This is a genomic window from Nocardia sp. NPDC052112 (assembly GCF_040680135.1).
Classification (GTDB): Bacteria; Actinomycetota; Actinomycetes; order Mycobacteriales; family Mycobacteriaceae; genus Nocardia.
The window spans coordinates 41,004-50,580 of sequence record NZ_JBFAWD010000043.1; the positions used below are offsets into that span (position 1 = coordinate 41,004).

Sequence of the window (9,577 nt, forward strand, 5' to 3'; positions counted from 1 at the left end):
TCGCGGCCCGTCTCGCGTCCGAGTCGTCGAAGCGCATGCGACGCAGGCACGAGACTCACCCGTCCGGCGTGTGTACATCAGGTGCCGAACGTCCCGCCATAAGTAACCACCACGGAGCGAGTCTTACGAGCGAGGTTCGCGGCCCGTCTCGTGTTCGAGTCGTCGAAGCGCATGCGACGCAGGCACGAGACTCACCCGTCCGGCGTGTGTACATCAGGTGCCGAACGTCCCGCCATCAGCGCCCACCACGGAGCGAGTCTTGCGAGCGAGGTTCGCGGCCCGTCTCGTGTTCGAGTCGTCGATGCGCATGCGACGAAGTCGCGAGTCTCGACGGCTCGGACGCGAGACCGAAGGGGGCCGCGAACACGCCGCGCCCGCGCGGCCAAAAACTCAGTAGAGTTCATCGCATGCGGATCCCGTCGGCGATCATCACCGGTCTGGCCTTGGCATTGACGCTGTCGGCCTGCGGCTCGGACGGTGACTCCGATTCCTCCAACTCCCCGCTGCGTCCGCCGCCGAAGGTCGCCACGCTCGGCCCCTTCGTCGGTGAGTGCGGTCACGTCAGCGATCAAGAGGTGCGCGATATCGCCGGGCTGTCCCAACTCGCGCGGGTGTACCGGAATTCGGTCGGCTGCAACTTCCAATCTGCCGGAATCGCTTCGCCGAGTGTCACTTTCGCGTCCTATCGGGGCAGCCCGATCGATCGCGAGAAGGCCTGGGTATCCAATGTCGGGCGCAATCCGGAGACCATCGATGTCGGTGGCCGCAAGGGCTTCCAGGCGTTGGATCCCAGCGGTTCGGTCTGTGATCTGGCGGTGCAGCTCGATGATGATTTCTTCGAATGGTCGATGTCCTACGGACTGTTCTCCGAGCAGGGCAATCCCTGTGATCGGACTCGCAAGCTGGCCGAGTTGACCGTGCAGCGGCTGCAGTGAGGGGAATGCGGATGAGTTCACGTCCTGGTCTGCGGGTCGCGGTGGTCACTGCCGCGGTGCTCGCGGTCGCACTGCCCGTGGGGGGCTGCGGCAAAACCGTCAAGGGTTCGGCGCATCCGGCGGGTGGCAGCGGAACCACCACGATCAATACCAATTTCGACAAACTGCTGCGCGAATGCGAGGTGGTCGGGCTCGACCAGATCGGTGCGGCGGTCGGAAATGCGACGGTCGTGTCCCCGTCGTTCAACGGTGCGGTGTGCATGTGGGATGTCGAGGACGCACCGGGCGGCACCGCCATGGTGACCCTCAACTGGTATGAGGAAGGCTCGTTGAACAACGAGAAGTCCAATAACGACAAGCTCGGCTATAACACCGAGAACATCACCGTGCAGGGGCGGCGCGGTCTGAAGACGACGCGGCCGAACGATCCCGACTCGTGCGGGGTGAGTGCGGGCGCCGCCGACACCGGCATCATCGGCTGGTGGATCAACTACCGTCCCGGCGGCCATCCCGATCCGTGCGCGGGTGCGCAGAAATTGGTCGAGTTGACGCTGAATCTGGCGCGGTGACCTGGCAGGTCGTAGCGGTCCATCGGAGGTGCTGAGCGACCCCGCTTTGACCCTGTGTCGCGCTCGCGGGTATCGTGGATCGCTGTGCCCGGAAGCATGCGGGCAAGTTCGTGCGCAAACGTAGGCCAGCGAGAGCGGCTGACCTTTCCGGCGTGCCCGGAATTCGGGATATGTCTTGCGTGCGACACGCCCGACCTCGGGACGCGAGAAACGCGGCCGGACGTGCGAGTGAAAGCTCGATGACAAAGACATGAAGTTCCAGACACCGCGTTAACTAATTAAGGAAAGCCGGTCTATGCCAACCATCAACCAGCTGGTCCGCAAGGGTCGTCGCGACAAGGTCGCCAAGACCAAGACCGCGGCCCTCAAGGGGAGCCCGCAGCGTCGTGGCGTGTGCACCCGCGTGTACACCACCACCCCGAAGAAGCCGAACTCCGCGCTGCGTAAGGTCGCGCGTGTTCGCCTGACCAGCGCGGTCGAGGTCACGGCCTACATCCCGGGTGAGGGCCACAACCTGCAGGAGCACTCGATGGTGCTCGTCCGCGGCGGTCGTGTGAAGGACCTTCCGGGTGTCCGCTACAAGATCATCCGTGGCTCGCTCGACACCCAGGGTGTGAAGAACCGCAAGCAGGCCCGCAGCCGTTACGGCGCCAAGAAGGAGAAGAGCTGATATGCCACGCAAGGGCCCCGCACCCAAGCGTCCGCTGATCAACGACCCGGTCTACGGTTCGCCGCTGGTTACTCAGCTGGTCAACAAGATCCTGCTGGACGGCAAGAAGTCCACCGCCGAGCGCATCGTCTACGGCGCGCTGGAGCAGGCACGCGAGAAGACCGGCACCGATCCGGTCGTCACCCTCAAGCGCGCGCTCGACAACGTCAAGCCGTCGCTCGAGGTCAAGCCCCGTCGTGTCGGTGGCGCCACCTACCAGGTGCCGGTCGAGGTTCGTCCCGGCCGTGCCAACACCCTGGCGCTGCGCTGGCTGGTCAACTTCTCGCGCGCCCGTCGCGAGAAGACCATGGTCGAGCGCCTCGCCAACGAACTGCTCGACGCCAGCAACGGCCTCGGTGCTTCGGTGAAGCGCCGTGAGGACACCCACAAGATGGCCGAGTCCAACCGGGCCTTCGCGCACTACCGCTGGTGACGTCTGCCCGGCCCGTCGTTTTCTGGGTCGGGAGGCAGAGTCGGAATGCGGCACTTACCTGCCGCTTCCGGCGTTGACATAGAGACGACCACAGGGTCGTCCCCGAAAATCCCAACTAGCTACGAGCGGGGAAGATTTCCGTGGCACAGGACGTGCTCACCGACCTGAACAAGGTCCGCAACATCGGCATCATGGCCCACATTGATGCGGGCAAGACGACCACAACTGAACGCATCCTCTTCTACACCGGCATCACCTACAAGATCGGTGAAGTCCACGATGGCGCCGCCACCATGGACTGGATGGAGCAGGAGCAGGAGCGTGGTATCACCATCACCTCCGCGGCCACCACATGCTTCTGGAACAACAACCAGATCAACATCATCGACACCCCCGGGCACGTCGACTTCACCGTCGAGGTGGAGCGGTCGCTGCGCGTGCTCGACGGCGCCGTTGCGGTGTTCGACGGCAAGGAAGGCGTCGAGCCGCAGTCCGAGCAGGTGTGGCGTCAGGCCGATAAGTACAACGTGCCTCGGATCTGCTTCGTCAACAAGATGGACAAGCTCGGTGCGGACTTCTACTTCACCGTGCAGACCATCAAGGACCGCCTCGGTGCCAAGCCGTTGGTCATCCAGCTGCCGATCGGCGCTGAGGACACCTTCGAGGGCATCGTCGACCTGGTCGAGATGAATGCCAAGGTCTGGAAGGGCGAGACCAAGCTCGGCGAGAAGTACGAGGTCGAGGAGATCCCGGCCGATCTCGCGGAGAAGGCCGAGCAGTACCGCCAGGAGCTGCTCGAGACTGTCGCCGAATCGGATGAGGCGCTGCTGGAGAAGTTCTTCGGTGGCGAGGAGCTCTCGATCGAGGAGATCAAGGGCGCCATCCGCAAGCTGACGGTCAACTCCGAGATCTACCCGGTGCTGTGTGGTTCGGCGTTCAAGAACAAGGGCGTGCAGCCCATGCTCGACGCCGTGATCGACTACCTGCCGACCCCACTGGACGATGGTGGCACCGACGGCCACGTCCCGGGCAAGGAAGAGGAGATCATCCACCGCGATGCGAGCACCGCGGATCCGTTCGCGGCGCTGGCGTTCAAGATCGCCGTGCATCCCTTCTTCGGCAAGCTGACCTACGTCCGTGTGTACTCGGGCAAGGTCGACTCCGGCGCCCAGGTCATCAACTCGACCAAGGGCAAGAAGGAGCGTCTGGGCAAGCTGTTCCAGATGCACTCCAACAAGGAGAACCCGGTCACCGAGGCCGTCGCGGGCCACATCTACGCGGTCATCGGCCTGAAGGACACCACCACCGGTGACACCCTGTGCGATCCGCAGAACCAGATCGTGCTCGAGTCCATGACCTTCCCGGACCCGGTCATCGAGGTCTCGATCGAGCCGAAGACCAAGTCCGACCAGGAGAAGCTGGGCACCGCGATCCAGCGTCTGTCCGAAGAGGACCCGACCTTCTCGGTCAAGCTCGACCAGGAGACCGGCCAGACCGTCATCGGCGGCATGGGCGAGTTGCACCTCGACATCCTCGTCGACCGCATGCGGCGCGAGTTCAAGGTCGAGGCGAACGTCGGCAAGCCGCAGGTGGCCTACCGCGAGACGATCACCAAGCCGGTCGAGAAGCTCGAGTTCACCCACAAGAAGCAGACGGGTGGCTCCGGCCAGTTCGCGAAGGTCATCATCGCTCTCGACCCGTTCGTCGGCGAGGACGGTGCGACCTACGAGTTCGAGAACAAGGTCACCGGTGGCCGCGTGCCCCGCGAATACATCCCTTCCGTGGACGCGGGTGCGCAGGATGCCATGCAGTACGGTGTGCTCGCGGGCTACCCGCTGGTGAACCTGAAGGTCACGCTGCTCGACGGCGCGTACCACGACGTCGACTCGTCGGAAATGGCCTTCAAGATCGCCGGCTCGCAGGCCCTGAAAGAAGCGGCCCGTAAGGCCGGTCCGGTGATCCTCGAACCGCTGATGGCGGTCGAGGTCATCACGCCCGAGGATTACATGGGCGATGTGATCGGCGACCTGAATTCCCGCCGTGGCCAGATCCAGGCCATGGAGGAACGCAGTGGTGCCCGTGTCGTCAAGGCGCTGGTTCCGCTCTCGGAGATGTTCGGTTACATCGGTGACCTGCGGTCGAAGACCCAGGGCCGGGCGAACTACTCCATGGTGTTCGATTCGTACGCGGAGGTTCCGGCCAACGTGTCGAAGGAGATCATCGCCAAGGCGACCGGCGAATAAGTCGATGGGGGCAGGTGCAAGACTTGTCCCTATCAGCCGGGAGTCATGCACGACCCCCAATATGTAAACCGCACTGCTGCAACTGCACGCACCAACAAGTCCAGGAGGACACCAAGTGGCGAAGGCGAAGTTCGAGCGGACGAAGCCGCACGTCAACATCGGCACCATCGGTCACGTCGACCACGGCAAGACCACGCTGACCGCAGCGATCACCAAGGTGCTGGCTGACAAGTACCCGGATCTGAACGAGAGCTTTGCCTTCGATCAGATCGACAAGGCGCCTGAGGAGAAGGCTCGTGGTATCACGATCAACATCTCCCACGTCGAGTACCAGACGGAGAAGCGCCACTACGCACACGTCGACGCGCCGGGTCACGCCGACTACATCAAGAACATGATCACCGGTGCGGCGCAGATGGACGGTGCCATCCTCGTGGTCGCCGCGACCGACGGCCCGATGCCGCAGACCCGTGAGCACGTGCTGCTCGCCCGTCAGGTCGGCGTGCCCTACATCCTGGTCGCGCTGAACAAGTCGGACATGGTCGACGACGAGGAAATCCTCGAGCTCGTCGAGATGGAGGTCCGCGAGCTGCTGGCCGCCCAGGAGTTCGACGAGGAAGCGCCGGTCGTGCGGGTTTCCGGTCTGAAGGCGCTCGAGGGCGACCCGAAGTGGACCGAGGCGATCGTCGAGCTGATGAACGCGGTCGACGAGTCCATCCCGGACCCGGTTCGTGAGACCGACAAGCCGTTCCTGATGCCGGTCGAGGACGTCTTCACGATCACCGGTCGTGGCACCGTCGTCACCGGTCGTGTCGAGCGTGGTGTCATCAACGTGAACGAGGAAGTCGAGATCGTCGGCATCCGCGAGAAGAGCACCAAGACCACCGTCACCGGTATCGAGATGTTCCGCAAGCTGCTCGACCAGGGCCAGGCCGGTGACAACGTCGGTCTGCTGGTTCGTGGTATCAAGCGCGAAGATGTCGAGCGTGGCCAGGTCGTCGTGAAGCCGGGCACCACCACCCCGCACACCGAGTTCGAGGGTCAGGCCTACATCCTGTCCAAGGACGAGGGTGGCCGCCACACCCCGTTCTTCAACAACTACCGTCCGCAGTTCTACTTCCGTACCACGGACGTGACGGGCGTTGTGACCCTGCCCGAGGGCACCGAGATGGTCATGCCCGGTGACAACACCGAGATGGCCGTCAAGCTGATCCAGCCGGTCGCCATGGACGAGGGTCTGCGCTTCGCGATCCGCGAGGGTGGCCGCACTGTCGGCGCCGGTCGCGTCACGAAGATCATCAAGTGATTCACTGAATCGCTTTCGAACGGCGTCGCCCCGAAAGGGGCGGCGCCGTTCGGCGTTTCGGAGGTCTCGACTGTGACATCGATCTGACATCGGCGCCAGAGCCGCCGTGTGGGCCGAGGCTCTGCGCCGCAGCGCTGTCATCATCAGTAAGGACGAGGACTTCATCCTGATCGGCCGTAGCCAGCCAGAATCTCCCGCGCCCGCTGTTGTGTGGATCAGGATCGGTAATTGTTCGCGGAAGGCGCTTCTTGAAGCCTTCATGCCTGTTGTGCCGACAATCCTGGAAATGCTCCGCGCTGGCGAGAAGATCATCGAGGTCCGCTGAAAGAGACTCGGCTGTCCGACGACTATGCGTTGCCGATCCAAATGCCAAGACCTGGTCCGGCGCAACGGAACTCCAGGCTCGGTACGGGGCTGTGGTTGGCCGATCCCTTGCGCGCCCGAAGAATCCGGCGGACACGCTGGCCTTCATTTGCGCCGAAGATGCCTTCGACCTCGGTGGGCGGCTCGGCGAGATCAGCGCGTCGACCCTCGTCGTCGGTGGCGACCGCGACGGCGCCTACCGCACGGAGACCTTCCGTCGCACCGCCGACGGAATTCCGAACTCGCACTTGATCATTTACCCGCATACCACCCATATCGGGGTGGTGAAGCGGTCCGTCCCCGATGTAGTCACCTTTCTCGCCGACTAGCAGTTGGTCGGTGCCGGATCGCCGCGGAAGCGTGCGGCGAGCCAGAAGAGCGCCGAGGGGATGCCGAGGACGGCGGCGCTCAGATGTTCGGGGGAGTAGGTGAGTTCGGCCTGCAATGGCACTCCCGCCGCGCAGTAGCGGCGGTTGACCTCGAGGATCGAATCGGTCGGGATGAGCGGATCAACGGGCGAATGCCATTCGAATATCGGAATTTTGGGGATTCCGTCGAAGAGTTCCAGACTGTTCTCCTCGACCACCGCCCTGGCATTGCGATCACCGACCAACGTCATACTGCTCGCGTAATCCCGGACGCTGTGTCCCGCGCCGGTGACGAGGATTTCATTGGTGCAGGCGTTGGCGATGGTTTTGCGTGCGGACACCCCGTTCGCGTTCAGATTATCGCTGATCGGAAAGCGGCTCGGATATTCGCGTTCCAGTCCGATAGCGGCCGCCATCAGCAGTCCGAATGCCGGATGCGGATCGAGATTCACTGCCTGCAGCATTTTCACCAAATTCATCGGTACGCCACCGGTCGCCGCGCCCGCGATCTCGAGTTCCGGCGCGTACTTCGGCGCCATCGCCGCGGCGAATGCGGTGGCCATACCGCCGCCGGAATATCCGGCCATCGCGATTCGGCTGTGTGCGGCGGCGAGTTCGGGAACCCGGCGCACGGCGCGAATGCCGTCCAGGGTGATCTGGCCGCCGAGCCGGGCCGCACCGTAGGCCGAGGTCGGCCCGAGATGATCGGGCAGCGCAATGCTCCACCCGCTCAGCAGCAGGGCGTTGAGCAGTACTGCCTCGCGGATCTGCAGATTCGGATCGGTGGAGTACAGCGCGCGGGAAACCGTGCACTGGGTCCCGAGGCCGTTGATGATGTGCTGATAGGACAGCACCGGCCCATCGGGTTGATGTGAGCGTGGCGTCAGCACCGTGGTGGTCGCCGCGATCGGTCGGCCGGCGGAATTGGTCGAACGGAATTTGATCAGCGTGACGGTAGTTTCGGGGAATATCAATAGCGGCGGCTGTTCCCGCGTGGCGAGCACCTCGCCCGGTCTCTTATTCGCCAGATCGGGTGGTGCCGCGTAGAAGGGGTCCGGATCGGCGTCCGGATAAATCGGTGTGGCCTGGGTCGCGGTACCGCCCAGGACTGTCGTCGAAGCGCCGACCATAAGGCCGACAAGTACTGCGCGCGTCGCGAGACCGGTGAGATCTCGAAGAACTCGATTGATCTCCACAATTTGAACTAGTACCACGCGCCGTGGACTCGCATTGAAAACGTGAATATTTCAGATTCCGCCGCTCAGCCGAGCTGTGTCATACCCGCCGCGACGACCTGCGCGACATTGCAGATTTCATCCGCGGTCGGCAGCGGCAGCCCGTCGAGTGCGTGCAATCGATCGCTGCTGGCAATGGCGAACATGGCCGAAACCCAGGCCGCGGCGCATGCGCGCAGCGTGCCGGGCTGGACCGGGCCGGGCGCGCTGGCCTGCAGCACCCTGGCGGTGACGTCGAGCAGTTGATCGCGCAGGCGGCGCAATTGGCGGCGCACGTCGGGATGGGTATCGGCCTCGCGCCACATGATGACGCGCAGCACCGACGAATGGTGATCGCGCAGATTGAGCGCGGCATCGAGATTGATCAGGCTTGCCGCCGGATCACCCGGTGCGACCACGGTGCCGATGTCGGCGATCGGCTGGGCGGGCACCCGCTCGGCCATCAGTGCGGACAGGATCGAATCCTTGGTGGGGAAGTAGTAGAAGACCAGGCCCTTGGGGACGCCGGCACCCTCGGCAATGGCTGCGGTCGCGGTCGCATCGAATCCCTGCGCCGCGAAGAGCCGTTCCGCGGCATCGAGAATGAGCTGACGGGCGTCGCCGTCGACTTTCGCGCTACGACGACGCCCGCCGCGCCGAGGTTTCGGCATCTGCATCAGTGGTGCGGCGCCATATCGTGCAACCGGGCCGACATCGCCGGCAGTGCCGCCACCGCGACCACCACCGTCACCACGCCTACTACCCATGCGGTCCAGGATGCGCCGCGGTAGTCGGTGAAGTCCATTGCCCAGGGGGAAATGAACAGCAATGCGCCGAAAAGGCCCATCGCGTAGTCGGCGGCCGTCAGGGTCGCCCGATACATCTGCGCCAGGCCGGTGAGGGCGATCAGCACGCCCAGAACGATCAGCGACCACCTGCCGTTGTCGTTCGTGTCCACCCACAGGGGTGACAGCGCGGTGAAGACGCCCAGCACAACGGCCAAGAAGTCCTGCGCGCGACTTTCGGTGAACATGGTGTGCCTCCTCAGGCTCTGAATTGTTCTCCTTCCTCAGATCTAACTCTGATTGACCGCCCGATCAATATAGATATGGATACGATTGCGCACCGATCGGTCGGGGTGATCGGAGTGACGGCCCTCACGGCGATTCGTAACCAAGCAAAGGTTAGGGTGAGCTTGGTGTTACCTGGGTGACGGATGCGAACTCGACCCGGCGGGCGCCAGGCACTACCGAAGGGAAGGCCGCGTGAGTGAGCGTAGTGAGCGAACCATTAACAGAGCCGGGTGGCCCGGTCATGCTGGAGCCGAGCGTAGCGAGGTGGGGGCCGCGTGAGTGAGCGTAGTGAGCGAACCATTAACAGAGCCGGGTGGCCCGGTCATGCTGGAGCCGAGCGTAGCGAGGTGGGGGCCGCGTGAGT

11 protein-coding genes are annotated in these 9,577 nt (G+C 63.8%); 8 read left to right on the forward strand and 3 right to left on the reverse strand.

Annotated elements, in window-relative coordinates; all coding sequences use genetic code 11:
* Window positions 1-407 precede the first annotated feature (407 nt).
* From AB0L58_RS41200 to AB0L58_RS41235, 8 genes are all read left to right on the forward strand, one after another.
* The gene (locus tag AB0L58_RS41200) at window positions 408-935 is read left to right on the forward strand and encodes a DUF3558 domain-containing protein (protein WP_364396529.1); all 528 of its coding nucleotides are present in this window, start codon (window positions 408-410) and stop codon (window positions 933-935) included.
* An 11-nt stretch (window positions 936-946) separates the two neighbouring features.
* Complete coding sequence (locus AB0L58_RS41205) at window positions 947-1,504, forward strand: DUF3558 domain-containing protein (protein WP_364396532.1); 558 nt, start codon at window positions 947-949, stop codon at window positions 1,502-1,504.
* 295 nt (window positions 1,505-1,799) lie between these two features.
* Entirely contained in the window at window positions 1,800-2,174 is a 375-nt protein-coding gene (gene rpsL / locus AB0L58_RS41210) for a 30S ribosomal protein S12 (RefSeq protein WP_014353064.1), read from the forward strand.
* 1 nt (window position 2,175) lies between these two features.
* Entirely contained in the window at window positions 2,176-2,646 is a 471-nt protein-coding gene (rpsG, locus tag AB0L58_RS41215) for a 30S ribosomal protein S7 (RefSeq protein ID WP_014353063.1), read from the forward strand.
* Window positions 2,647-2,786: 140 nt separating this feature from the next.
* Window positions 2,787-4,889 (forward strand): elongation factor G, encoded by a 2,103-nt coding sequence (gene fusA / locus AB0L58_RS41220; RefSeq protein ID WP_364396535.1) that lies wholly within the window; start codon window positions 2,787-2,789, stop codon window positions 4,887-4,889.
* Window positions 4,890-5,004: 115 nt separating this feature from the next.
* Entirely contained in the window at window positions 5,005-6,195 is a 1,191-nt protein-coding gene (gene tuf / locus AB0L58_RS41225; RefSeq protein ID WP_364396538.1) for an elongation factor Tu, read from the forward strand.
* 106 nt (window positions 6,196-6,301) lie between these two features.
* A complete protein-coding gene (locus tag AB0L58_RS41230) occupies window positions 6,302-6,520 on the forward strand; it encodes a DUF5615 family PIN-like protein (protein ID WP_364396541.1) in 219 nt (72 codons plus the stop codon).
* A gap of 91 nt (window positions 6,521-6,611) precedes the next feature.
* Complete coding sequence (locus AB0L58_RS41235) at window positions 6,612-6,887, forward strand: hypothetical protein (protein ID WP_364396544.1); 276 nt, start codon at window positions 6,612-6,614, stop codon at window positions 6,885-6,887.
* Here the strand turns inward: AB0L58_RS41235 and AB0L58_RS41240 are convergent.
* From AB0L58_RS41240 to AB0L58_RS41250, 3 genes are all read right to left on the reverse strand, one after another.
* The gene (locus tag AB0L58_RS41240) at window positions 6,884-8,056 is read right to left on the reverse strand and encodes a lipase family protein (protein WP_364396565.1); all 1,173 of its coding nucleotides are present in this window, start codon (window positions 8,054-8,056) and stop codon (window positions 6,884-6,886) included. The two genes, AB0L58_RS41235 and AB0L58_RS41240, sit on opposite strands and share 4 nt — an antisense overlap.
* Window positions 8,057-8,187: 131 nt before the next feature.
* Window positions 8,188-8,811, reverse strand: coding sequence for a helix-turn-helix domain-containing protein (locus AB0L58_RS41245; protein ID WP_364396547.1), 624 nt, complete (start codon window positions 8,809-8,811; stop codon window positions 8,188-8,190).
* Between the two features lie 5 nt (window positions 8,812-8,816).
* Window positions 8,817-9,173 (reverse strand): SPW repeat protein, encoded by a 357-nt coding sequence (locus tag AB0L58_RS41250; RefSeq protein ID WP_364396550.1) that lies wholly within the window; start codon window positions 9,171-9,173, stop codon window positions 8,817-8,819.
* Window positions 9,174-9,577: the final 404 nt, after the last annotated feature.

Coding starts and splice junctions, on each gene's coding strand:
- AB0L58_RS41200 (WP_364396529.1), top strand. CDS start 408: ATGCGGATCCCGTCGGCGATCATCACCGGTCTGGCCTTGGCATTGACG.
- AB0L58_RS41205 (WP_364396532.1), top strand. CDS start 947: ATGAGTTCACGTCCTGGTCTGCGGGTCGCGGTGGTCACTGCCGCGGTG.
- rpsL (WP_014353064.1), top strand. CDS start 1,800: ATGCCAACCATCAACCAGCTGGTCCGCAAGGGTCGTCGCGACAAGGTC.
- rpsG (WP_014353063.1), top strand. CDS start 2,176: ATGCCACGCAAGGGCCCCGCACCCAAGCGTCCGCTGATCAACGACCCG.
- AB0L58_RS41240 (WP_364396565.1), bottom strand. CDS start 8,056: ATGGTCGGCGCTTCGACGACAGTCCTGGGCGGTACCGCGACCCAGGCC.
- AB0L58_RS41245 (WP_364396547.1), bottom strand. CDS start 8,811: ATGCCGAAACCTCGGCGCGGCGGGCGTCGTCGTAGCGCGAAAGTCGAC.
- AB0L58_RS41250 (WP_364396550.1), bottom strand. CDS start 9,173: ATGTTCACCGAAAGTCGCGCGCAGGACTTCTTGGCCGTTGTGCTGGGC.